25 protein-coding genes, 2 pseudogenes and 1 CRISPR repeat array are annotated in these 22,834 nt (G+C 59.2%); of the genes and pseudogenes, 19 read left to right on the top strand and 8 right to left on the bottom strand.

Annotated elements, in window-relative coordinates; translation table 11 throughout:
* Positions 1–174 precede the first annotated feature (174 nt).
* The 10 genes and pseudogenes from DDQ68_RS04940 to DDQ68_RS04900 all read left to right on the top strand — a co-directional run bounded on the left by DDQ68_RS04940 (position 175) and on the right by DDQ68_RS04900 (position 6,516).
* Positions 175–600: a helix-turn-helix domain-containing protein gene (locus DDQ68_RS04940; protein ID WP_109655318.1), complete on the top strand. Its 426-nt coding sequence runs from the start codon at positions 175–177 to the stop codon at positions 598–600.
* The gene (locus tag DDQ68_RS04935) at positions 597–1,181 is read left to right on the top strand and encodes an IS630 family transposase (protein ID WP_245897417.1); all 585 of its coding nucleotides are present in this window, start codon (positions 597–599) and stop codon (positions 1,179–1,181) included. Before DDQ68_RS04940 ends, DDQ68_RS04935 begins: the two co-directional genes overlap by 4 nt.
* Positions 1,182–1,280: 99 nt before the next feature.
* Positions 1,281–1,730: a helix-turn-helix domain-containing protein gene (locus tag DDQ68_RS04930; RefSeq protein WP_109655316.1), complete on the top strand. Its 450-nt coding sequence runs from the start codon at positions 1,281–1,283 to the stop codon at positions 1,728–1,730.
* The gene (locus tag DDQ68_RS04925; RefSeq protein WP_109655315.1) at positions 1,727–2,296 is read left to right on the top strand and encodes a VapC50 family PIN domain-containing toxin; all 570 of its coding nucleotides are present in this window, start codon (positions 1,727–1,729) and stop codon (positions 2,294–2,296) included. The genes DDQ68_RS04930 and DDQ68_RS04925 overlap by 4 nt, the downstream gene beginning before the upstream one ends.
* A gap of 104 nt (positions 2,297–2,400) precedes the next feature.
* Entirely contained in the window at positions 2,401–3,042 is a 642-nt protein-coding gene (locus DDQ68_RS04920) for a DUF6624 domain-containing protein (protein ID WP_109655314.1), read from the top strand.
* Positions 3,043–3,496: 454 nt separating this feature from the next.
* A complete protein-coding gene (locus DDQ68_RS04915) occupies positions 3,497–4,231 on the top strand; it encodes an outer membrane beta-barrel protein (RefSeq protein WP_109655313.1) in 735 nt (244 codons plus the stop codon).
* 477 nt (positions 4,232–4,708) lie between these two features.
* Positions 4,709–5,562 (top strand): annotated as a pseudogene (locus tag DDQ68_RS04910) (IS5 family transposase).
* A gap of 90 nt (positions 5,563–5,652) precedes the next feature.
* Positions 5,653–5,937, top strand: a complete 285-nt coding sequence (locus tag DDQ68_RS22595; protein WP_162549858.1) for a hypothetical protein — start codon at positions 5,653–5,655, stop codon at positions 5,935–5,937.
* On the top strand, positions 5,934–6,149 hold the full coding sequence (locus tag DDQ68_RS04905; protein ID WP_109655312.1) for a recombinase family protein: 216 nt from the start codon (positions 5,934–5,936) through the stop codon (positions 6,147–6,149). Before DDQ68_RS22595 ends, DDQ68_RS04905 begins: the two co-directional genes overlap by 4 nt.
* Positions 6,150–6,222: 73 nt before the next feature.
* Entirely contained in the window at positions 6,223–6,516 is a 294-nt protein-coding gene (locus DDQ68_RS04900; RefSeq protein ID WP_109655311.1) for a serine integrase family protein, read from the top strand.
* Position 6,517: 1 nt separating this feature from the next.
* Here the strand turns inward: DDQ68_RS04900 and DDQ68_RS04895 are convergent, their stop codons facing one another.
* Together DDQ68_RS04895 and DDQ68_RS04890 are read right to left on the bottom strand one after the other, a co-directional pair.
* Positions 6,518–7,507: a nucleotidyl transferase AbiEii/AbiGii toxin family protein gene (locus DDQ68_RS04895; RefSeq protein WP_162549857.1), complete on the bottom strand. Its 990-nt coding sequence runs from the start codon at positions 7,505–7,507 to the stop codon at positions 6,518–6,520.
* Positions 7,492–8,220: a DUF6088 family protein gene (locus tag DDQ68_RS04890; protein ID WP_109655309.1), complete on the bottom strand. Its 729-nt coding sequence runs from the start codon at positions 8,218–8,220 to the stop codon at positions 7,492–7,494. The genes DDQ68_RS04895 and DDQ68_RS04890 overlap by 16 nt, the downstream gene beginning before the upstream one ends.
* A gap of 269 nt (positions 8,221–8,489) precedes the next feature.
* Here DDQ68_RS04890 and DDQ68_RS04885 point away from each other — a divergent pair, with 269 nt between their 5' ends.
* Genes DDQ68_RS04885 through DDQ68_RS04875 form a run of 3 tightly spaced genes read left to right on the top strand, consistent with a single transcriptional unit; the run spans position 8,490 to position 10,614 of the window.
* Positions 8,490–9,158: a CRISPR-associated endoribonuclease Cas6 gene (locus tag DDQ68_RS04885; RefSeq protein WP_109655308.1), complete on the top strand. Its 669-nt coding sequence runs from the start codon at positions 8,490–8,492 to the stop codon at positions 9,156–9,158.
* A gap of 17 nt (positions 9,159–9,175) precedes the next feature.
* Positions 9,176–9,739, top strand: coding sequence for a hypothetical protein (locus tag DDQ68_RS04880; RefSeq protein ID WP_109655307.1), 564 nt, complete (start codon positions 9,176–9,178; stop codon positions 9,737–9,739).
* A complete protein-coding gene (locus tag DDQ68_RS04875) occupies positions 9,736–10,614 on the top strand; it encodes a CRISPR-associated endonuclease Cas3'' (protein WP_109655306.1) in 879 nt (292 codons plus the stop codon). The genes DDQ68_RS04880 and DDQ68_RS04875 overlap by 4 nt, the downstream gene beginning before the upstream one ends.
* Here the strand turns inward: DDQ68_RS04875 and DDQ68_RS04870 are convergent.
* The 3 genes from DDQ68_RS04870 to DDQ68_RS04860 all read right to left on the bottom strand — a co-directional run bounded on the left by DDQ68_RS04870 (position 10,598) and on the right by DDQ68_RS04860 (position 12,992).
* Positions 10,598–11,710 (bottom strand): transposase, encoded by a 1,113-nt coding sequence (locus DDQ68_RS04870; protein ID WP_109655007.1) that lies wholly within the window; start codon positions 11,708–11,710, stop codon positions 10,598–10,600. The genes DDQ68_RS04875 and DDQ68_RS04870 overlap by 17 nt on opposite strands.
* A 134-nt stretch (positions 11,711–11,844) precedes the next feature.
* On the bottom strand, positions 11,845–12,543 hold the full coding sequence (locus tag DDQ68_RS04865; protein ID WP_109655305.1) for an IS630 family transposase: 699 nt from the start codon (positions 12,541–12,543) through the stop codon (positions 11,845–11,847).
* 5 nt (positions 12,544–12,548) lie between these two features.
* The gene (locus tag DDQ68_RS04860; protein ID WP_162549856.1) at positions 12,549–12,992 is read right to left on the bottom strand and encodes a helix-turn-helix domain-containing protein; all 444 of its coding nucleotides are present in this window, start codon (positions 12,990–12,992) and stop codon (positions 12,549–12,551) included.
* A 151-nt stretch (positions 12,993–13,143) separates the two neighbouring features.
* Between DDQ68_RS04860 and cas3 the strand changes: the two genes are divergently transcribed.
* The 4 genes from cas3 (at position 13,144) to cas4 (ending at position 17,406) form a co-directional block, all read left to right on the top strand.
* Positions 13,144–14,316, top strand: coding sequence for a CRISPR-associated helicase Cas3' (cas3, locus tag DDQ68_RS04855; protein WP_245897303.1), 1,173 nt, complete (start codon positions 13,144–13,146; stop codon positions 14,314–14,316).
* Between the two features lie 14 nt (positions 14,317–14,330).
* Positions 14,331–15,707 (top strand): hypothetical protein, encoded by a 1,377-nt coding sequence (locus DDQ68_RS04850; RefSeq protein ID WP_109655302.1) that lies wholly within the window; start codon positions 14,331–14,333, stop codon positions 15,705–15,707.
* Between the two features lie 34 nt (positions 15,708–15,741).
* Positions 15,742–16,836 (top strand): CRISPR-associated protein Cas7, encoded by a 1,095-nt coding sequence (locus tag DDQ68_RS04845; RefSeq protein ID WP_109655301.1) that lies wholly within the window; start codon positions 15,742–15,744, stop codon positions 16,834–16,836.
* Positions 16,837–16,902: 66 nt separating this feature from the next.
* Complete coding sequence (gene cas4 / locus DDQ68_RS04840; RefSeq protein WP_109655300.1) at positions 16,903–17,406, top strand: CRISPR-associated protein Cas4; 504 nt, start codon at positions 16,903–16,905, stop codon at positions 17,404–17,406.
* Positions 17,407–17,416: 10 nt separating this feature from the next.
* Here the strand turns inward: cas4 and DDQ68_RS22590 are convergent, their stop codons facing one another.
* On the bottom strand, positions 17,417–17,572 hold the full coding sequence (locus tag DDQ68_RS22590) for a hypothetical protein (protein ID WP_162549854.1): 156 nt from the start codon (positions 17,570–17,572) through the stop codon (positions 17,417–17,419).
* A 20-nt stretch (positions 17,573–17,592) separates the two neighbouring features.
* Between DDQ68_RS22590 and cas1b the strand changes: the two genes are divergently transcribed.
* Together cas1b and cas2 are read left to right on the top strand one after the other, a co-directional pair.
* On the top strand, positions 17,593–18,603 hold the full coding sequence (gene cas1b / locus DDQ68_RS04835) for a type I-B CRISPR-associated endonuclease Cas1b (RefSeq protein WP_109655299.1): 1,011 nt from the start codon (positions 17,593–17,595) through the stop codon (positions 18,601–18,603).
* Positions 18,603–18,866: a CRISPR-associated endonuclease Cas2 gene (gene cas2, locus DDQ68_RS04830; RefSeq protein WP_109655298.1), complete on the top strand. Its 264-nt coding sequence runs from the start codon at positions 18,603–18,605 to the stop codon at positions 18,864–18,866. Before cas1b ends, cas2 begins: the two co-directional genes overlap by 1 nt.
* Before the next feature lie 202 nt (positions 18,867–19,068).
* Positions 19,069–20,986: direct repeats of the CRISPR family, unit length 29 nt; unit sequence ACCTCAATCGGACCAGGAGGAATTGAAAT.
* Between the two features lie 109 nt (positions 20,987–21,095).
* Here cas2 and DDQ68_RS23710 read toward each other — a convergent pair.
* Positions 21,096–21,826: pseudogene (locus DDQ68_RS23710) on the bottom strand (IS5 family transposase).
* A gap of 644 nt (positions 21,827–22,470) precedes the next feature.
* Positions 22,471–22,797: a hypothetical protein gene (locus tag DDQ68_RS22585; RefSeq protein WP_162549852.1), complete on the bottom strand. Its 327-nt coding sequence runs from the start codon at positions 22,795–22,797 to the stop codon at positions 22,471–22,473.
* Positions 22,798–22,834 lie beyond the last annotated feature (37 nt).

The raw sequence follows: 22,834 nt of genomic DNA, 5'->3' as shown, positions 1-22,834 counted from the left end.
ACAGGGGAAAGCGGCAAAGCTACTCCCCCCACCGGTCGGCCCACGATTTCGGAGCTCCTTCCCAAACGCTCCTTTCCGTGAACAGGCCTCGTTTACCTTCCGTCCTTTTCATAGACGTCTCATTTACTAAGTGCTTGTTCAAAATTAACTAATGGATTGGTTGTTACTTTGAAGATGCAAAAACGCTACATTTCCTTGGACGCTGCGGAACGGACTACGCTGGAAGCTGGCCGTCACCATCACCCGCAGCACCAGTTCCGCGCCCGTTGCCAAGGCTTGTTGTGGAGCGCGGACGGGCAGTCGGTCCCCGCGCTGGCGGCCCTGCTGAACGTGAGCCAGGGCACGGTGTACGGCTGGTTTAACCGCTGGGAACAGGGCGGCTTAGCGGGCTTGGCCAACGCCAAAGGGCAAGGTCGGCCGGCTATCCTGCAGCCCGCCGACCAGCAGCGCGTGGAAGCCGCTGTGCGCGCCAACCGCCAGCAACTCAAAGACGTGACCGCCGTGCTGCGTCAGGAACTGCGCAAAGATTTCTCGGCCCTGACGCTGAAGCGTTTTTTAAAAAGTGTGGGGGCAAATGGCGGCGCTTCCGCCACGGGCTGAAACCGGCCCAGGACCCGGACGACTACGCCTTCAAAGCCCACCAGTTGCGCCAGGTGCAAGAGTTGGAGCAAGCAGGCGCGCTTGACCTGTTCTACGGCGATGAATCCGGCTTTTGCCTGACCTCGGCCATCCCGTACGGCTGGCAATTTCCCGGCGAACACGTTGCCACCCAGCCCCGCCATAGCCAGCGCTTCAACGTGTTGGGCTTGTTCAACGCCACCACCAACGAGTTGCACACCGCCGCCCGTGAGGGAAGCGTGGATGCGGCCTTTGTCATTGACACGCTCGACGCCTGGGTCGCGACCCGCACCCGGCCCACGGTACTGGTCCTCGACAATGCCCGCCTGCACCACACCGCCGCGTTTCAAGCGCGGCTGCAGGACTGGGAGGACCGCGACGTGCACATTTTCTACCTGCCCACCTACAGCCCTCACCTCAACAAAATCGAGACCCTCTGGCGCAAAGTCAAATACGAGTGGCTGCGGCCCGAAGCCTACGCCGATTTCAAAACCCTCAAAACCGCTGTGTGGCACATTCTCGACCGCGTTGGCCGCCAATTCACCATCCAATTTGCAACCTGACATTGCCGAAATAAATTTGAACAAGCACTTAATTGACAGGTTTGCGAAATCTTTGTTTCGTTTATTTCGTTTAGCTTTGTGAACGCTAATCGAACTGTTATGGAAGCTATTCTCGAGAGACCATCCCTACGGGACCAAAAAGTGGCGGGTGCCTCGCTCGCGCATTTTGCCCAAGCCATCAAGAAAAAGCGGTCGGAAGCAGTCACCATTCGGCTGCAGGAAAGTGAGGTAGCCATTGCCATCCCCCGCAAGGCGTTGGAATTGCTGGAGTTTATCCTCTCCAGCATGGCCCAGGGCAAGGCCTTGTCGTTGATTCCCTCTGATTCGGAACTCAGCACCCAGCAAGCGGCCGACATGCTCAACGTCTCCCGCCCCCACCTGGTCAAGCTCGTGGAACAAGGTGCCCTGCCGTTTAAAAAAGTGGGGAGCCACCGCCGGATTCAACTGGCCGACTTGCTCGCCTACGAAGCCCGCCAAGCGGCCCACCAGGCCCAGCACCTGCATTTCCTGGCCCAACAAGCCCAGGAGCTTAACCTGGGCTACGAATGATTCATTCGGCCCGGTTCGTTGCCGTCTTGGACGCCTGTGTGCTCTATCCCGCGCCGATCCGGGACTTATTGCTGCACTTGGCCGCGGCGCACCTCTACACGCCGAAGTGGACGTCGACCATACACGCCGAATGGATTCGGAATCTGCTGCTCAACCGACCCGACCTGCGCGCCGACCAACTGGAGAAGACCAAGGCCGCCATGTGCGCGGCCTTTCCCGACGCGGAAGTGGTGCACTTTGAGCCCCTCATCGAAGGCCTCACGTTGCCCGACGCGGACGACCGGCATTTGCTGGCCGCCGCCATTCGGTGCCAGGCCGACGTGATTGTCACCGCTAACTTGAAGGATTTCCCGGCCGCGGCTCTCCGCCCATACGACGTAGAAGCCCAGCACCCAGATGCCTTCGTGGCTAATCTGATCGATCTGAACCCCAAAAAAGCGGTGGAAGCCTTTCTGCTGCTGGTCGCCCGACTGAAAAACCCGCCCCGCACCGCCCACCAGATTCTGGACAACCTCCGAAAGGTGGAAATGAGGTCCACAGCTGACAAGCTGAGTAATCTGCTGTAGTGGCTACTATTGGGACCCTTTCGCTGAACAGCTAAAGGCTACCGAATTACAAGGGCGCTTGGTCAGCTGGGTAACATTGCCTCGCGCGGCCGACCTTTGCCGCCATGCGCCACACGTACTTTGCCGGGGTAGTGGTTGTGCTGCTTGTCGGCTGCCAAGTCACCCGCCCCGCCGCTCTTTCCGACTACCACGCCATCCGCCAGGAACTGCACCGGATTTACCAACGAGACCAGCAGATTCGCACTTCCATCATGGCCGTGGGTATGGACTCGCCGGCGGCCGCGCCCTTGTTTCAGCAAATGCACGTCACGGATTCCGTGAATCAAGTGTACGTGCGCCAGCTGCTGGCCACCACGGGCTGGCCCGCCCGCAGCCAGGTGGGCGACACGGCCGCGCGCACGGTGTACTTGGTTGTGCAACACGCGGGCCGCGCGACGATTGCACAGCACCTGCCGGCCCTGCGTCGCTTGGTTCGGCAGGGGGAGGCCCAAGCCACGGACGCGGCAACGATGGAGGACCGCTTGCGCATGTTTTCGGGCAAAAAGCAACGCTACGGAACCCAAGCCGCCAACTGGGTGCGCAAGGACGGCACGCAAGTGGTGTGGCCTGTGCAGCACCCGGCGCGGGTCAACCGCGACCGTCAGCGAGTCGGCTTCCCGACCACGGTGGAACAAAACGCAGCCGAATTAGGCGCACAGTACGACCCTGAAGAGCGGTTGCCTTCCCCGCGCGTCGTGATGCCCTAAACAAGGTTAACGCTCCTTTCCCTAAACGACCAGCAGCAGCCCGACATCTGGTGGCCAAGTGCCTGCTACGGGGCGGTACGAGTTTAAGAAACCCGTCTACGATTCAAAGTTCACGAAACGCGCCAAGAGCATGAGTTTCGTAAACGCCTAAATTGGCCCCCGGTCCCCCGGCAAAGTACCACGCCGGCAGCGCTTGATTCAGGAGTGCCAAAACCGTCCTTATTCCGGGACTTTGCTTATAACAGACATTATGTGAAGGAATAATTCTAAGACTCGCGCTAAATAGTCTGCGTAACATTATTACAGGTAAAGTGATATTGCATCAATCTATTCTACCTTGTGTTAGGATAATGATATTTCTTTGGTTTCTTGCCGAGGCGCCCATTGCTGAACAAGCCTTATGTTTGGCACCGCGACGTTTGCTTCTCGCGCCAGTGGGCTATGAAATTACTCCGTGAAATACCTGCTTAACTCTTTTGCCATTGGTGGCTTCGTGCTACTTGGCGCTACGGCTGCCCGGGCACAGATTCGGTTTAGCGGCGGTCCGCTGGCCGGGCTCACCGTCGCCACGGCGCACTTCACCCGCCCGTCCAGTGCGTCGGGCACCAGTTCTGACCTTTACCGCATGGGCTTCGCGGCGGGCTTGACCGGTGCCGTGGAGAGTGGCCACTTCGCCCTGGTGCCGAGCGCGCTCTATTGCCAAGAGGGCTTCCACACCCACCAAGAGGACTCCGGGAGCTTCAGTTCCGAGAACAACGTGCGGCTCGACTACCTGAAGTTTCCCCTAAACCTCACGTATTGCTTGCGGGCCACGGGGCAGGGGCCCCGCGTGTTCGCGGGGGGCTACGTAAGTTTTCTGCAAGGGGGTCGGCAATCGCTTGCCGTGCAGGTCGGGGCGAATTCTTCCGGCGGCGCCGAGCGCCCGGTGGTGGCCGGTGACACCTTTGTGGGCGGGAGCGGCAACTATTACGCCCATTCCACGGACGCTGGCTTACAAGGGGGGCTGGGCTACCTCGCCGGTGGGGTGCTCGTGCAAGCCAGCTACAGCGTGGGACGGCGCAACATAGCGGCCGACCAATACCCCGCCGGCGGGGCAGCGGCGAACGGTACCCTGTACAACCGGTCGTTTCAAGTGGCGGTGGCTTATCTGTTTGGGACCGTCTCGGAGAACGGAAAACCAGCACACTAGAAAATGCTTCGTGGCCCAGCGGCCGCGTCCTGAAAACGGCCGGCGAGCCAGCACGAAGTACTGGTTTAGCACCGAGCCGGCCGTGTCGTCCAAAGTTTGATTAATGGCCGGACAGGGGAACCTGAATCGGCGCTGAAAGGTGCGCCATACTGAGGCTCCCTCTGATGAGTAAAGGCTAGCATAGGGGGTGCCTCAGTAGCTCAGGAAGTAGGTTCTGAATCATTATTAGGAAACCGGTACTTTCTGACCCAACAGGTGCGTTCGAAAAACCCCCTCACAAAACGGCCTTGAAAACTACGTTTTCAGGGCCGTTGGTGTAGGTAGGGAAGTCGTTCGAGAAACAGTAGTTTTACGAATGGATTCTCAACAATTATACACTGCCGAACGTGTGGTGCGCGGTATATATAAATTTCACCCAGACGCCATCTACCCTAAGAGGCTATCCGAATAGGAAAAAGTCAGTTGTATTTTAGGGGTATGGCTACGGTTCAAGAATTTCGTATTTCGGACACGCTTTGGGAGCGCTTGTCCGCTCATTTGCCCGTGCATGTGCCCAAAGCACATCCCTTGGGCCGTCACCGGCAGCGGGTGCCGAACCGGCAGGTGCTGGACGGGATTTTCTTTGTGCTGCGCACGGGGTGTCAGTGGAAGGCGCTGAGTGCGACCGGCATCTGTTCGGGTTCGACGGCCCACAGCCGGTTCCAAGAGTGGGTGCAGGCTGGGGTTTTTGCCCGGCTCTGGGACGTAGCCCTACAGGACTACGAGGACTTGATTGGCCTCGATTTTGAGTGGAATTCCCTCGACGGCTCGCTGCACAAAGCGCCGTTGGGCGGAAAAAAAAACCGGGGCCAACCCCACGGATCGGGGCCAACCCCACGGATCGGGGCAAAGGCGGGGTCAAGCGCAGCCTGCTGACCGAGGCGCGGGGCATCCCCGTGGGCCTGGTGCTCGACGGAGCCAACCGGCACGACATGAAGTTGACGGAACCCACGTTGACGAGCCTACCCCCGGCGGCTGAAGCCGCCCGCGATGCCCACCGCGCCGGCGGCGGCGAGCAACACCTGTGCCTGGATGCCGGCTACGACTATAACCAGGTCCGGGAAATCGTCGCGGCCCACGGCTACACGGCCCACATCCGCCCGCGCGGGGAAGAGGTCCAAGCCAAAAAAGCCGGCCAGAAAGCCCGCCGTTGGGTCGTGGAGCGGACCCACTCCTGGCTCAACCGCTTCCGCCACCTGCTCATCCGCTGGGCCAAAAAGCCCGAAAACTACCTGGCCATGCTCCATTTTGCTTGTGCCCGAATTACCTGGTATAACTGTCTTTTTGGGTGACCCCGTTCCCCTATTCGGATAGCCTCTAAGAGTGGGAAACGGATTGTAGACTGTGAAGACAAGCTCAAAGAGCACTGTCACAGTTTCGCCGTGATTGCCGTTGATGGAGATTATTGTATAGGAGTCATGCTAACGACCTCAGCAGGCTACGGCAATATTGAAATGGACCCTAAGCATTTTAAACTAGGCTATTCGTTTGGTTTTCATGAAAAGAAGGGGTCATACTTCGTCAACCAGCCATTGCAAAAAGTATATGAGCTAGCAGAGCTTGTTGGCATGTTGAGTGCCAACGGGTTTAAGAAGGTGTCCGATAGTATTGAAGGTCCGCCAATAACATGGCGTGAACACGTACAAAACACCTGCAAAGACCGATGACAGCTGTCCTTTATGCTCGCGTCAGCACCAAAGACAAAGGCCAAACTAACGACAATCAGTTACGTGAGCTGCGAGTCTTTGCCGAACGGCTAGGCTATACTGTCCACCAGGAGTATTGCGATCAGGAAAGTGGGGGTAGCGCCGAACGGCTCCAGTTTCAGCAGCTCTTCGCTGACGCCCACCAGCGGCGCTTCGATACGGTGCTGTTCTAGAGTTTGGGCCGCTTTAGCTGCGAGGGCGCGCTGCCTACCTTGCAGTACCTAAACCAATTGCAAGGCTGGGGGGGTGGGATACAAATCGCTTACGGAGCAATACCTCGATTCGGTTGGGCTTTTTCAAGAGGCCATTGTTTCCCTGCTCGCCACGTTGGCTAAGCAGGAGCGCGTGCGCCTGAGTGAGCCCACCAAGGCAGGAATGGCTCGGCGCTGGGCGGAAGGGTTGCCGATGGGGCCGCCGGTCAAAAGCGCGGCGGTCATCGAACAGATCCGCGCGTTGAAAGTGAGCGGCCTTTCCAACTACGCCATCAGCAAGGCGCTCGCCATCTCCGCCAGCACCGTGGCCAAGTACCTGACCGCCTGAGCTACACCGCCAGCACTTGCAGGCGGGCCCCAATCAGGGCCAGCGTTTGGCCGACGGCGGCGGCGGGCGGGAGTATCCCGTACACGAGTTTGCGAAAGCCGTCTTGGTACGTCGGAATCAGGCGCGCCCACGTGCGGCCACCGTCCGCAAACAGCGGCGCCTGCGCGAGGGGGCGCGTCGCCCAGTCGCCCTGGAATTCCTGGTTCCGGGCATCGTCCGCCTGGACCTCCTCCAACAGGTGCGCAAAGGCGGGGCTGGCGAAGAAAGCGGCGACCGGGGGCTGCTGGAGAATTTGGTGGACATCATAGGCGTGCCGAATCTTTGCCGCTAACTCCTGCAAGGGGTCCGGCGCAGCGCTGGCGCGGACCAGCGCCAGGATTTTCTCGGTCAGCGTCCGTTCCAACGCGAGGGTTAGTACTTCGAAGGGAGCCAAGCCAAACTCGGCCACCGCTTCAGGTTGGCCCTGCTGCGCCAGGAACTGGCCCAGGTAGGATTGAATGGGACGCCAGTGGCTCGGGTACGGGCGGGCAAAGGCATTGATTTCCAACAGGACGGCCCCCGTGCGCAGTTGAGAATCCCAGGCGGGACCCTTTTCCAGTAGGGTGGGGAACGGATGGGCCGTTTTGCGAAAGTGACTGCCCCGGCTGGTGCCGGGGGCCGTGGGGTCGGTTTCTAGCCCCTGGGTTAGGTGCCGGGCCGCCGCGTCCATGAGTTTCTTTACCTGATTGTTGCTCCAGCCTTCCGTGCCGGCAATGGCGAGGTCCACGTCCTCGGAAAAGCGCTCTAAAAGTCCATAGGCTTTGCTTAGGGCCGTACCGCCCTTAAAGACCACTTGCTCGCGGTAGGGCGAATCGGCTAGCGCCCGCAACACGTACGTGACCCAGTAATCTTTCTCGATTAAGACGTCGGCCATGCCTAAGTGTTGGGCCGTGGCCGCCAGCAAGGCGCGAAAGTCAGCGGGATGCTGGTGCAGGGTCATTGAATGTGCCAAGCGGCGCGGTTAGGAAGGATTTTGGCGCTAATTCCGAGGCGATAAGTGGTGAGCGGATTTAGCGTCCGGCGAAGCGCCCCGGCGTCTTTTTTACCGGGGAGGTTTTCCAGTAGCGCCCCCAATAAAGCGCGGGCTCGGGGGGGCGCTTGCTGGCAGGCAAGTTCGGTGAGTCGACGACGGGCCGGGGGGGTTAGCTGCCGGAGTTCTTTCGCTACGCGCGTGACCACGCGGTCGGGGGAAGTATCGGGAATCCGCCGTACATCTCGTAACACTTCCAGCCATTGCAGCAGCGGTACATCACTAACTTGCTCCAGGGCCGGCCGCACAACGGTACGCAGGCGGCGGGGCAGGTTTCGCCGCCGCCGCGTGGACGCCAGGGTGACCACTGCTGGCACCTGGGTCGTGAGGCCCAGCCGGTTATAGACACTCACCCCAGTTGCATAGGGTATGAGCTGCCCCGTAGCAGCGCCCACCGCCGCGAATACGGCCTGGTCACTCGGCGCAACGGTACCAAAGCGGCTGATGTGCGGGCGATAGTACTGGCCTTTGGCAAAGCGTATGATTTCGCCCGCCTTGCGAAGACGACTTAAGGCCGCCGCCACGGCGGCAAACTGGGCAGGCTCCTGCACGAAGTCTGCATAGCTGACCAAGGCGCCCAGGGGAACCTGGTCCAGTTGCGCTTTTACCCGCTGCATGATGGAATCCTTTGCCACGCGTGCGCATCGTTGATTTGAGTACGAAGCTACAAGGTATAGTGTGTTCTGTCAAGTTTTTGCCGGCAAAAACTTGACAGAACACATCCATTAACTGCTGGGCGGGGCAATCTTGTATGTAGTCGTACTGGCGCAGGTTGGGGGCTGGGAAAGGACACCCAAAATATTTTAGATACGAATGTAGGAATCTTAAAGAATCTGCTGCTACTTGCATTAGCAAAAATAATGAACTTCTCTAATCATTCTCCCAGTTTATTTAGCTTTTCACCTTGCGCCTGCACCTCTACCTGGCCACCCAGCAAGCCGTTCCCTTCGACTACCTGCCCGCCCTTAAAAGTGCTTTCCACCGTTGGGTGGGCCACAACGAGGCGTTGCATGAAGGCTTTTCGCTTTACTCTTATTCGTGGCTGCACGGCGGGCGCGCCGGGCGCGGGGGCATCCGCTTCGCAGAAGGAGCCAGTTGGTTTATCTCTGCCCCTGATGAGGCGCTAATCCACGAACTGGTAAGCGGCGTAGTGCGGGTCCCGGCCTTGGACCTAGGCTTGGCCGTGCGCGACGTGCGCATGCAACGTGCCCCCGCGTTTGCCGCGGGCGAGCAGCCCTTCCGCGTGGCCGGCCCGGTGTTTATCAAGCACGAAGGAGAGAAAGGCAAGCCCGCTGACCACCTACTGCCTGGCCACCCGCTCGCCGATGAACTGCTCACCGCCACCCTGCGCCACAAGCTGCGCCAGGCCGGCCTGGACGATGCTGGAGCCGCCGTGCGCTTCGACCCGGCTCACATCGCCACGGCCAAGAGTAAGCTCTTCCAGTACAAGCAGGTGCAGTGCCGCGGCAGCATCTGCCCGGTGCTGGTGAGCGGCAGCGCCGAGCAAATTGCGTTTGCCTGGGAGGTGGGTGTGGGCCACTCCACGGGCATTGGGTGCGGGGCGCTGGTGTGAGTATTCAAGTTAAAATAATGACCTATTATCTGGTAACCTACACCGGCCCTTTCGGCTATCTCAAGCCCTGGACGGCGGTGCGCGACGGCGAGACGTACTCGCAACAGTTCCTCACGCCTTCCGTCATCGAAGGGATGCGGCAGAAGCTGGGCGTTTCGGCCATTCTGCGGCATAAAATCACTTATACTGGGCTGAGTATGCAGCAGGAGCAAACGCACCCGCGCGGCTGGATACACGAGAAGAAAAGGCAGCAAATGACGCGGCCACGGGCCATTTTGGTGCGGGGCGTGTTACTGGCTCCCGAGTTGCATCTAGCCTTCGCATCTGCTGCCGAGGCTGAGGTAGCGGCCAGTCAACACCTATGCCTGTGCCGTAATGAGGATATTGTTTTGCCCGTAGCCCAACTGACGATAAGCGAGGCGGAGTTTGACACGTTGCTGGGCTTTGAACTGCGGCCCACGGAGGCTACAGAGCCGGGTACGTTTTTGGTGGGTTTCAACCGCTTCAAGGCAGGCGCGCCCATGCACGGCAGGCTGGAAATTGTGGGTAATCCTATTCGCCCGGTGGGCTTATTGGCATGAGCACTTCACCAGTATTACTGGCTAAAAGCGCCAGCCACGGCGGCGAGTTGAGCTTGCTGGCGCACACGCAACACGTAGTAGCTGCGGCAGAGGCCATAGCTCATGCTACGGGCTTTGAGCTACGCTTGGCGCGGCTGGGTGCGGCGCTGCACGACTTGGGTAAGGCGCACCCAGCCTTTCAGCGCAAGCTGGGGCTAAAGCCGAGCCAGGCAGACCCGAATCCGATTACGCACCGCCACGAATTATCGTCGCTGGGCTTTTTGCCACTAGTGCCGCGGGCCGATTGGCCCGCCGTGATTGACATGGTAGTGGCCCACCACAAACCCATGCAGCAGAAAGACGACCTGCTGGGCAAGGGTATTCTGGACCTGGACGACCGCAGCCGCACCTGGCAGGCCGACCACCTGGCCGGCTGGGAAAAGTGGTCGCCGGGCGCACTAGCCGTGCTGGCGGCTTTAGAGTTGGGCATTGTGGTGCGGCCCGTAAGCCAGGTCGAAGCCGCGGAAGCCCTGCAAGTAGCCGTAGCGCACTGCGCCGCTAAGCGTAAAAACTGGTCGCCGTGGCGCGGCCTGCTGCAAGCGGCCGACCACTTTGCCTCGGCCCTGCAACACGAGGCAGCCGGCCAACTGCCTACTTTGTTTGCGAAGCCTGATTTGAGTTATTTCAACCGGTCGGCCCCGCTTTACCCCCTGTCGCTGCGGGTGGCCGGCCAGCCCCAGGCGCACACTTTGGTAGTGGCCCCCACGGGCGCGGGTAAAACCGATTATCTGCTGCGGCGCTGCCGGGGGCGGGTCTTCTATACGCTTCCCTTTCAAGCCAGCATCAACTCGATGTACCGGCGCATACTGGCGGCCTACTCTACCCTACTATTTTAGTTGCTTTATAATGAGTTAGTTGATTGATAATCCATCGGAACACAGCATTCATGTTGGCGGTAAATACCGGGTCGGTGCTGCGGCCGGGCCGCGTGTACTGGCGCAGGGCGTTGAGGCCGTGGCGGCCAAAACTGGCGCGTTTGTAGCCGTTGTTCTTCTGGGGGATGGGTTGCACTTTTTCGTGCAGGCGGGTGCCCACGCTCACGCAAAGCGCGTAGGCCAAACTCACCAGGCCCACGAGTTTTTTGAGTTTGTCCCGGCAACGCAGGTGCGTGGCCCGCAAGGCAAAGCCTCGCCCTTTCAGGTTCTGGAAACAAGCCTCAATCGTCCAGCGCTTGCGATAGAACTGGCCCAAAAAAGCCGGGTTGGCCGTGCCGAAGAGGAAGAGGTACTCGCCCCCGGCCAAGGCCGTGACCTGCGCCCCGCCCCAAACCCCGTCGACTTGGCACACGGGCAACTGGCGGCACTGGCCTGGCCGCAGGCCCCAGTCGGCCACGGCGTGACGACGGCCTTGGGGGTCGGTGAGCAGGTGGTGCTTGGGCAGACGCATGACGAATAATATGCCCTTGTCTTTGAGGTATTTGAACCAGGCATGGCCCACAAACTCGCGGTCGCCCACCACCAGCCCCACGCGGTCGGGGCCCAGCACCCGCAGGCAAAAATCCAGCAGCGCCGTGCGGTCGGCGGTGCCGGAGTTGCCGCTGCGGTTGTCGAGCAACTCCCAGCACAAGGGCCAGTGGCAATCGCCCCGGCCCACCGTCACGAGCAGGATGTTGACCTGGCAGCGGCCGAAGTCCCACTCCGTGCGGTCGATGCACAGGCGCAGCTTGCCCGTGCCCGGCAAGAGGCCGACGAGCAACACGGCCAAGGCGACGTAATCCAGGTCGGCTTCGCGGAAAAAGTCTTGGATGCGCGTCTCGTTCGAGGCCAGTTTCACGCCGTCGTTGAGGTGCTGCGCCACCTCGCAGAATTGCACATTTCGGCTTTTAAAGAGGCCGAGCACGAAGCGGGCCACGAACTTTTTGCGGGCCAGGTTCCGCACCAGCGGGACCGAATGTAAAAGGGTCGTAATTTTGACCACGAGGCGTTGCTTCACGGGAAGGAGCGCATTTGGTAGTTGAGGAACTCCAAAGGTCGGGCCTTCCCGTTTTTATGCCCGATTTTTAGTAGGGTAGAGTACTGGCGGCCAACACCGGCGGCCACGTGCGGCTGCAACACGCTACTTCGCAGCTAGTGTTCTGACAGTTTAATTTCATCAGTTATTTTGGTTAATTCAGCGTATCTGTTTTTCAACTTATCGCGGGCCTTTTCGGTGGTGAAGGACCAATTGACTTTGGTGGCGGCGGCGTTGCGCTTGGCTTGCCAGGCCAATGCCTCTTGTTCGAGTCGTTGCTGGGTGGCGATACGCTGGTCCAGGCACTGGCGGGAGAGGGCGGCAAATTCGATTTCCGCCATGTTGAGCCAGGAGCCGTGCTTGGGCGTGTAGTGGAATTCGAGGGTGTGGCGCAGGTAGCGGGCCGTCTCGAGGGGTAGGTGTTCGTAAAAGGCCCCGTAGGTGTGGGTGCTGTAATTGTCTTGCACGAGCTGGATTTTGGCCGCCTCGGGGTAGTGGGTTTGCACGAGCCAGTCCATAAAACGGGCGTAATCGCCCTTGTTTTTGGTCGTCGTCACCTGCAAGTGGCGCTGACCTGTGTCGATGTTATAAGCCAGCAGCACGTTGCAGACGCCTTTTCGCACGTACTCCTGGTGTTCTTTTTGGGTCGCGTTGGGCTTGGGCGGCAGCGGCGTAAGCACGTGGTCGAGCAGTTGGCAGGGCCGCTCGTCGAAACACAGGCGCACCACGCCCGCTGCGGCCGGGGCGCTGTAGACGTCGAGCACGTCCTCCAGATTGGCCAGGTATTCGCCCGTGATGGTGCCAATGCACCACATTTCTTTTAGCCAGGGCTTGAGGTGGCTTTTTTTAACACCTGGCGAATCGTTTCCTTGGAAACGGCCGGTCCGTAGTCGAGGCAGACGAGGGTTTCGTTGAGCAGCGAGAGCGTCCAACGGGCCGCGCCGGTCGGCAATTCACTGCACGCCAGACTGGTGATACGCGCTTCCAGGGCGGGCGTCACCTTCGGCGGTTGCCCGCTGCGCGGGCGCTCTTCCAGCGCCTGGGCCAGCCCCCCGGCCAGGTAGCGGCGCTTGAGGCGGTAGTACTGGGTGGTGGAAATGCCCCCTTCGGCCTGCACGGCGGCGGCTCCTTTGCCGCTGCTCATGGCCAGCAGGGCCCGGGCGCGCGCGATTTTGCGGCTCTTGTGGGTGCCTTTTTTGACAATCGCCTGCAATTTGGCGGCATCGGCAGGCGGTAGATTGACGGGTTTGGCGAGGCGGGGCATCAGCGAAAAACGGATGGTGTCCACTCGTTACTGTTACAAACGGAATTAAGTTGTCAGACCACTAGTAGAGGCGCGGGGCGTGGTGGAGAAGCAGTTGCAATCGTTGGTGGGGGCTTCTGTAAAAATATTAACCCCTCATCAACTGGCAGCCGTGGTATTTGGGACGCCCGGCTATGAAGCCGTGATACTGGACGTGCGCGGGGCCGATATCATTCTGGACGAAGTACATACTTATTCGGCCCAGACCCAGAGCATGGTGCTGGAGATAGTGGATGCCCTCTGGCGGTTGGGCTGCCGACTGCACATCGGCACGGCCACCATGCCCACGGTGCTTTACCAAGAGCTGCTGCGCCGTCTGGGTGGCCCGGCGGCGGTAGCTGAAGTAGCGCTGCTAGCAGCCGAGCTGGACGAGTTTGACCGGCACGCCGTGTACAAAATTGCCCGTGACCCCGACAATCCCAAGGCCTGGCCGGCGGCAACCGAAGAAATCCTAGCAGAGGCAATGGCCGCGCAGGAGAAGGTGCTGGTGATCTGCAACACGGTGCAGGGGGCGCAGGAGCGCTACAAGGACTTGCGGGCACAATTTCCGAACGTGCAGATGCTGCTGCTGCACAGCCGGTTCCGGCGCGGCGACCGGGCCGAGCGCGAGCGGCGGCTGGAAGAGGATTTTAATAACTCGGCTGTGTCGGGCCCGTGCCTGGTCGTGTCGACGCAGGTAGTGGAGGTGAGTCTCGACATCAGCTTTGACCGGATGCTGACCGAGGCTGCCCCGCTCGATGCGCTGGTGCAGCGCTTCGGACGGGTAAACCGGCGGCGCACCCCCGAAACTATTGGTAAGCTCAAGCCAGTGCACGTGCTGGCCCCCGGCCCGAGCTGCCTGCCTTACGACCGCGAAGTGATAGAAGCCAGCTTCGCGCAACTGCCTGATGGCGGCAACGTGCTGCGCGAGCGCGATGCCCAAGCCAAGATTGATGCCGTGTACCCGGCGCTGCAAATTTCCAGCATCAGCACCCACGTCATCTGGGAAGGGGAGCGGTGCACCCTCCGCGAGCTCTGCAACAACCAGCGGGCGGTGCTGGTCGAAACCCTGGAGATTGAATCGACGGCCTGCATCCTGGCCACCGACCGTACTGCTTACCTGGAAGGCCGCTGGGAAGCGCGCACGCAACTAGAAATTCCGGTGAGCTGGCGCAGTATATACGCCCGCAAAAAGACCTACGAGCGCCTCGACGTGGGCCTGATGCCCTTCGTGGTGCCCGGTAATAAAGAATACGACGAATTAGGCCTGCAATTCGAGGAACACGACATTTTTCTGGAAAATTAGCCCCCGCCCCGCTTATGTACACCAGCCACATTGGCCGTCGCTTGCTCGGCCTCTACCACCAGCGCACGAGCGAAGACTTGTCGGCCCGGCAGTTTTTTGAGCAGCGGCTCTACCCGTTGTTTTATGCCCACAAACGCTACTTGCAGTGGGTACCCAGTTCGCCCTTTGCCCAAAAAGTAGCGGCCAGCAGCCTCACCACCGGTAAAACTGAAGCCGAGGTGCAACTCGCCACGCTGCACCACAAAATTGCCACTGTTGCGCCCGATGCCAGCTTCGTGATTGGCTTCCCGGCGGCAGGGGTCGAGGGCACCACTTCGGGACAAGTGTCGGGGGTAGGGCCACAAGTTGGCGCGGACGAAATCTACTGCTCCTGGATTGGCGGCGCGCTGGGCGTAGGCGTGAGCGGCGGCTTATCGCTGCTACTCGATGAGGACGATGTGCTGTGGGCACTGTACGAAGGCTGGGCGCACTACCGCACCTACCTCGACCAGCGCCCTACCATGAAAGGCAACCAGATTGAAACATGGAACGGCCACTGGCTGGCCCACGCCTTCAGTCCGGAATTCGACCCTGACCACCCGTTGGACGACCTCCATATTGAGCTAACTGACACCGCCGGCACCCTCGCCATGCCCACCCGCGAGTGGGTGCAGGTGCTGTTTGCCCTCACGCGCCACTACCCGGCCCGCGACCTGGTAGCCTACGTGTACAGCCTGGCCCAGACCAACCGCACCGTGGGCTTTGTACCGCTGCAACTACGCGGCATCCAGAAGGTGTACGACCTCACGGACAAGCTTTTTCTCTTTCCGGCGGCCGTGCAAAGCGCCGGCCAGGACCAGCTCCTGCGCTTGTATTCGGTACACTACGGTTTTGCCCGCGCTTGTCAGCTGGGGGCCATCGGGCTGGCGGCCATCGAGCCGGCCAAGCTGCGCGACTACCTGCCCAGCGCCTACGGCCCCGCCAAAGCCCCTGCCGTCAAGACCGAAGCCGCCGCCATTCACTTTGCCTTTCAACAACTCTGGATTCTCGCTATGCTTAACAACCAGGAACTCTACGACACCGCCGACCGGCTGGCTGGTGCGCTACATCAATTCGCCATCCGCGGTACCAACAAGAACGCGGGCCGCGGAAAAACTAATGTAAATCAACAAGTTGAGCAGGTTTTTGTCAAACACCGGCCCCTGTTCATCGAGAAGCTGAGCGATATGCTCGCCGCCGTGAACGCCGCCGCACCCTACCGTGACATTTTTGACGAGGCCGTGCGCCAGGTGATGCTGATGCCGATCGACAATTTTCCCTTGTTCATCGTCCTCACCCGGTTTCGCTACATCGCCCGGCAGGGTGAGGAGGTACCCGCACTGGCCGCTACCCTCTTCCCGGCTTCCGCCTAACATTCAGTAAGTCAATTTTTTTATCGCCCATCTTATGACTTCCCCCTACCTCTACCTGCGCGGCCTGCGCCACGCCGAACACACCGTTTTCTCGGTACAAGACGGCCAGAAATACTACACTGATGTCCAGTTCAATGTCCGCCAAGCCTATTCCAGCGGGCAGCAGGTGAAACGGAGTATCATGGATGCGCTGACTACGGGCCTGAACGTGGCCCCGGCTCCCATCACCTTCAACTGGCAAACCAAGAAGGGTAAGAACAACGAAACCCAGTTTGAGCAAAAGGAGCCGTGGTCGCCCTGCGACCCTACCCACGTCGACCAGCTTCTAGGTGGCTACATGCGGGCCGAAACCGGCGAATTCACCATCAAGCGCCGCTCGCCGCTCTCAATTTCGGCCATGCGGCCGCTGCATCCGCTGTTGGGCGGCCTGGAGCGCGAGCGCGAAAACCTGACGTTTGACCGCACCTCGCATCCCGCCAACCACCCCGTGCGAGTGCGCGATGAGAAGGGCAACGAGCTAAGTAAGGAAGAAGTAGATGCCCTGCTGCTCAGCACCAAGCGCAACCTACCCAACCGCATCTGGATACCCGATCACAGCCGCGCCTCAGGCCTGTTCGTGTACGACGTAGCCGTGGATTTGCGCACGCTGTTCTGTGTATCAGTTAATACCCTGGAGCCGGAACTACACCCTACCAAGGTAGCCGAACTAAAAGCGCAGGGCTGGACGGAGGTTTGCAACGCGTTCGGCCCTTGCCTGCTGGCCCCCAAGTCGGTACGTGAGGCGACTATTCCGGCGCTGGCGTACGCGTTGCTCAACTGGCGCATCACCAGCAACCAGGCCCGCACCTTCAGCCTGATGGAAACGCTGGCCGTGGCTATTTCCGACAACGCCAACCATTTGGCCGGAGCCATCCGTGGCCAGCTGCGCGAAGACACCGAGCGCCCCGCCGCCAAGCCGATGCTGGACGAAACAGCCGGGGCAAAGCTGTACGTTTCGCTGCCCGCCTCGGGCTACATCGCGGGCGCTTATGGCGCACCCAATGCGTTGGAGCAAGCTGAGCAGGACATTGCCCAGCGGCTGCGCGAGTTTGACTATGAAAACCAAACGGTGCCCGCCAGCGCTGGCTAGTCTGGCAAAAGAGCCGCCTCACCTGGGGCGGCTCTTTTATTTACTCCATTCCCACCGACTGCTGCCATGCGTATTACCGGCAAGCACATCAACTACTACCACATCTGCCACCGCAAGCTGTGGCTGTTTCACCACGGTATCAGCTTTCAGCAGACGCACGACAACGTGGCCGATGGCACGCTGCTGCACCAAACGGCCTACCCGCAGCGTGCCCAGCGCTACCGCGAGATTCAGATTAAGGGCATCAAAATTGATTTTTACGACCCGCACGAGCGGGTGGTGCACGAAATCAAGCGCAGCAATAAGATGGAAGCCGCCAGCGTGGCCCAGCTCCAGTTTTACCTGCTCACGCTGGAGCGCCACGGCGTAGTAGAGCCCACCGGCCTGCTGGAATACCCCAAAATCCGCCGCGTGGAGAAAGTAGTGCTGACGGACGCCGACCGCGTAGCCATTGCCGAATGGGAAGCGGCCATCGCGCAGCTGGTAGCGCAGGAAACCTGTCCGTCCGTCATCAACAAGCCCTTCTGCAAGAATTGCAGCTACTACGACTTCTGCTACTCGGGCGAGTAACTACCAAGCCTTACCAAACCATCCACGCAGCGGCGTACTCAGTCCATTGCTCAAAAACCTGGATGATGCGCAGCGACTCGCCGGCTGCGCCGCGCGGCGTACTCAGTCCATTGCTCAAAAACCCTTGCTTGGTTGCCCGCGCAGCGGGCGTATCTGCGAAATCCATTTAATCCGTTATAATCTGCGGTGAAGAAGACCTTTTGCCTATTCAACCCCGGCCGGCTCTCCCGCCAAGACAACACCCTCAAGTACACCGCCTACGACGAGGCCGGCGCCGAGGGCCAAACGCGCTTCCTGCCCATCGAAGACGTGGCCGACCTCTACGTGTTCGGCTCGCTCGATGCGAATTCAGCGCTGTATAATTTTCTGGGCAAGCACGGCGTGTCGGTGCATTTCTTCGACTACTACGAGCACTACACCGGCTCGTTCATGGCCAAGGAATACCTGCTGGCCGGCCGCCTGCAAGTAGCCCAGACCGGCCACTACACCGGCCTCAACAAGCGCCTCGTGCTGGCCCGCAAGCTGGTGGAGGGCGCGGCCTTCAACCTGCTCAAAAACCTGCGTTACTACCAGAGCCGGGGCCGGGTGGTGGGCGAGGAAATTGTGCAGATGGAGCTATACGTATCGGCCCTGCCCCACGCCACGAGCGTAGCCGAAATCATGGGCTACGAGGGCAATATCCGGCAGACGTACTACCGCTGCTTCGAGCAACTGGTGAGCGCGCCGGGCTTTGCCTTCGGCACCCGCAGCACCCAACCGCCCCAAAATGAGCTGAATGCGCTCATTTCGTTCGGTAACATGCTCTGCTACGCGGCCTGCCTCTCGCAGATTTATCATACGCAACTCAATCCGACCATCTCATTTTTGCACGAGCCTGGCACCCGGCGTTTCTCGTTGGCCCTAGATATGGCTGAGATTTTCAAGCCCCTGCTCGTGGACCGCACCATTTTCCGGCTGGTGAACAAGAAGGAGATTCAGCCCCGCGACTTCGTGCGCGAGCTCGACGGCTGCCTGCTAAAGGAGTCGGGCCGCAAAACCTTCGTGCGCGTGTTTGAGGAACGCATGAAAGAAACCATCCAGCACCGACGCCTCAACCGCGCCGTGAGCTATCAGCACCTTATTAAGCTCGAATGCTATAAGCTGACCAAGCACCTGCTGAACATGGAAGAATATCAACCCTTTAAGGCCTGGTGGTAATGTACATTATCCTGGTTTATGACATGAAGCAGCAGCGCGTGGGCCGCATGCTGAAGCTCTGCCGCCGCTACTTGCACTGGATTCAAAACTCCGTTTTTGAGGGCGAAATCAGCGAGGTAAAATTAGCCGAGTTTTTGGTGAAGGCCCGCACTATCATGATTGAGGACGAGGACAGTGTCATTCTCTTCAAAAGCCGTACCCAGCAGTGGCTGGAAAAGCAAGTGGTGGGCCGCGAACGCAGTACGCTGGACACGATTTTGTAAGGGGGCTCGTCGTCGGTTGGCACGCAACGCCGGCTGTGCAAGGCAGATTGCGCAGCCTAACGACATAATAACTTGATTACCAGAGTCGTCTATCAACGGGCTAAATCATGGTTTCAGCCAGCGACGACTTCAGTAGATTTTGTGTTCCAAAAAATGTGGCTCCAGGACTCAGAAAGGCTTATAATTGTAGCTTAATTGACGGACCTCAATCGGACCAGGAGGAATTGAAATATCACCAAGCCGGTAATATTCACCCACAACGCCACGACCTCAATCGGACCAGGAGGAATTGAAATCGGGGTTGGGTAGCTCAATGCCACTCAGGTCGTGGTACCTCAATCGGACCAGGAGGAATTGAAATGGTGTTTGCCACCGTCTCGCCCGGTCCCAATCCACTACCTCAATCGGACCAGGAGGAATTGAAATCGGATCCCGGACCAAACCCTACGCCGGGCCGGGAACACCTCAATCGGACCAGGAGGAATTGAAATGCCACTACGAGCTGCAGTACAACTCCCACGGCTTTTACCTCAATCGGACCAGGAGGAATTGAAATAAGCGATGACGTAAGCAGAAAGGCCGGCATCTATTTACCTCAATCGGACCAGGAGGAATTGAAATGCCGTAGATGGCCGGCGGCGTGGTGGTGCTGTACACAACCTCAATTGGACCAGGAGGAATTGAAATCGCGCACCTGCTGCTGAACGTCGAGGCCAACCCGCGACCTCAATCGGACCAGGAGGAATTGAAATAGAAGAATAACGAAGCTCAATAAGAACGTTTCGGCACCTCAATCGGACCAGGAGGAATTGAAATATAGCTTTAATGAAGTCGGCCAGCTCAGTTGCCAGGACCTCAATCGGACCAGGAGGAATTGAAATTGGTGGTGCAGGGCCGCCCTGTTCCAGTTCACCCCGACCTCAATCGGACCAGGAGGAATTGAAATTACCAGCACGCCGATCAGGTGCGCCTGCAGGCTTTCACCTCAATCGGACCAGGAGGAATTGAAATTACGTGACATGGTGTTTTGCGCCCTTTCGGTCACCAACCTCAATCGGACCAGGAGGAATTGAAATGTGACTAGCCCGGCCTACGGGGCCAGCTCGGCCGCTACCTCAATCGGACCAGGAGGAATTGAAATAATCTTGCTGCGCAGCAATAGATTGGCCTGGCCATACCTCAATCGGACCAGGAGGAATTGAAATGACACGTTCCCGGCCCCCGTGCCCGCCGCGCCCACACCTCAATCGGACCAGGAGGAATTGAAATGCGAGGGCGGCACGGTGCTGCCCATCAAGCACGCCGACCTCAATCGGACCAGGAGGAATTGAAATAGAAGCTGCTCGAACGGGCCGCCGCCCAGGACGAGTACCTCAATCGGACCAGGAGGAATTGAAATAGTGGGGTAGCTGGCACCTGGCCGGCGCGGTGCTGCAAACCTCAATCGGACCAGGAGGAATTGAAATAACGAAGTGCGGTCGGGCCGGTCGGCCATGCGGGCGTACCTCAATCGGACCAGGAGGAATTGAAATACCTTGAGCAGCGCCGCAAATGCGGGCGTGATGGCAACCTCAATCGGACCAGGAGGAATTGAAATGGTACTGCGAGGGCCGTAAACCAGTCAGCAGCTTGCACCTCAATCGGACCAGGAGGAATTGAAATTGGCATAACCAGCAGGTGGCACCATGCTACGGCCAGACCTCAATCGGACCAGGAGGAATTGAAATACCGAACCGGCGAGGGACAAACCATTTTCAAAAAAGCACCTCAATCGGACCAGGAGGAATTGAAATGGCATTCGACCGCATGAAGTGCGCCGGGGTGCCTGAACCTCAATCGGACCAGGAGGAATTGAAATAACCTGCAACTGCAATACCTCGAATCGCGCCGCGTGCACCTCAATCGGACCAGGAGGAATTGAAATAGGAGCTGGATTTTGCCTGTGTGCTCTACACCTGGCACCTCAATCGGACCAGGAGGAATTGAAATTGAAAACGGGCGGCAAGTTCATTAAGGTGCAAGGCCACCTCAATCGGACCAGGAGGAATTGAAATGTGGTGGCAATTGACGGGGCCGCGCTGGTGAGCCAAAACCTCAATCGGACCAGGAGGAATTGAAATGGTGCAGTACCGGCCTCGGCTAAAAGTTTGGTACAAAAGTTAAACAACGGGCTAGAGCGTGAGGACAATCATCGCAACCAATCTAGGGCGGCCGCTACATGCCAGAAGGCTAGAAGGCCAGAAAAGAAACGACGGTTTTTTCGTAGCGCGTGGCCAAGCGGCGGTGGCGTTTCATGCGGTTGAAAAACCGCTCGATTTTATTACGGTCTTCGTATCGTTCTTCGTCGAAAGGGGCCGGCGCGGTGCGATTGGGCCGATTCGGAATTACGACGTCGATGTTCTTTTCGGCGCAATAGGCGCGGTTTTTATCGCTGTCGTAGCTCGTGTCGGCAATGACCTGGCCCGGCGCGAGGCCTTCGAGCAAGGCCGGCAGGTGGGGGCAGTCGCCGGCTTGGCCGCCGGTGGCCCGCAGGCAGACGCCGTTGCCCAGCGCGTCGGTACAGGCGTGGATTTTGGTGCTCATCCCGCCCCGGCTGCGGCCCAGGCACTCGGTTGCCGGGTCGCTTTTTTTTGGCCGGCGGCGTGTTGGTGGGCCCGCACCACGGTCGAATCGAGCATCACCCACTGCAAATCGGGCGCTTTCAACGCCTCGAACACGGCCTCCCACACGCCTTTTTGGGCCAGGCGACGAAAGCGGCGGCACACGGAATTGGACTTGCCGAAGCGCTCGGGCAGATCCGCCCAGGGCGCCCCGGTGCGCAGAATCCACGTTACGGCGTTGAAAAAAAAGCGGTTATCCTTTGCTGTAACGCCGCAGTCTGTCGCCTTGCCCGGCAAGAGCGGCGCGATGATGGCCCACTGGCGGTCCGTTACCGCGTAGCGATGCGTGAATGTCTTCATTCTTTTTAGCAAAGATAATTGTCCTCACGCTCTAGAAATCAGCCTTAGCTTGACCATGAATAATGCCCCTACATCAAATGAGCGGGCTTTTACATGGTTTCCCGGAGAAGTCGAACTCGCCCTGAAGATGGCGCAATAGCCAACTCTCCAGCGAGCCGTCACCTCGTCCATCCCGGGTTGAACGGGTGGTCGTTGGCCCTGCTGTGGCAGAATCGCTGAGCAGGCCAAACAGATCAACAAGGTGGGGCCAGCGGGATACGTAAGTGGTTCCACTTTCTGGCCCCCCTCTACCTGCATAACCGCCACCGATTGGCGGGGGCCGGCAAGGCGCACCTTCTTGGCCCCACCGCCGCGCAGTGGGGAGCGTGAACCAGTTAGCGCCTGATGACTGGCTCGTTTAACCTTTGTACCAAACTTTTAACCAAGGCCAAACTTCTGAGAGACTGACCGCCGTGGTATTGGTCTCGATGAATGCCGGCGAGGTGGAAGCGGGACTGGCTTCGAAAGCAAAAGAGGCCGACTCTTGCGAATCGGCCTCTCTGATAATGTGCAGGTGGGTGATGGGCTCAGCGTGTAGCCGCATCATACTCGTGTTTTCTATGGGGTTAGATGATTGGGTGAAAATGGTGAATGAGAAATAATTGCTAGGACTCGCTCTTGTCGGTGGTATTGCTGCATTGGGCTACCAGCAAGCGTATGGTTTCGACATACTGCGCTACTCTTTCGGCTTCGTAGAAGGTTTCAAGGTAGTTTTGGAAGGAGTGCAGCCACTGGTCGTTCACGTCAGCCAGTTGGACTTCAACCTGCCGTTTACAGTCCAAGTGGTCGGCTACCTCGTTATGGAGCCGGGTAGCTAGCTCGATGGGCACTTCGGCTGTGCTTGGTAGATTGCCAGGATAGGTGTTCAGCAAGTACACCAAGCCAGGTTCGACGGGGACGGTGGCGGGGGATTCCACTGCCAGGGCTGTCATGGGCGGGAGTGGCAGATAGAACAGGGGGATGGAGGCT

Origin of the sequence: Hymenobacter nivis (genome assembly GCF_003149515.1) — a bacterium.
Taxonomy (GTDB): Bacteria; Bacteroidota; Bacteroidia; order Cytophagales; family Hymenobacteraceae; genus Hymenobacter; species Hymenobacter nivis.
The sequence above is the reverse complement of the archived record's forward strand: the minus strand, read 5'-3'. Positions and strand labels throughout refer to the sequence as shown.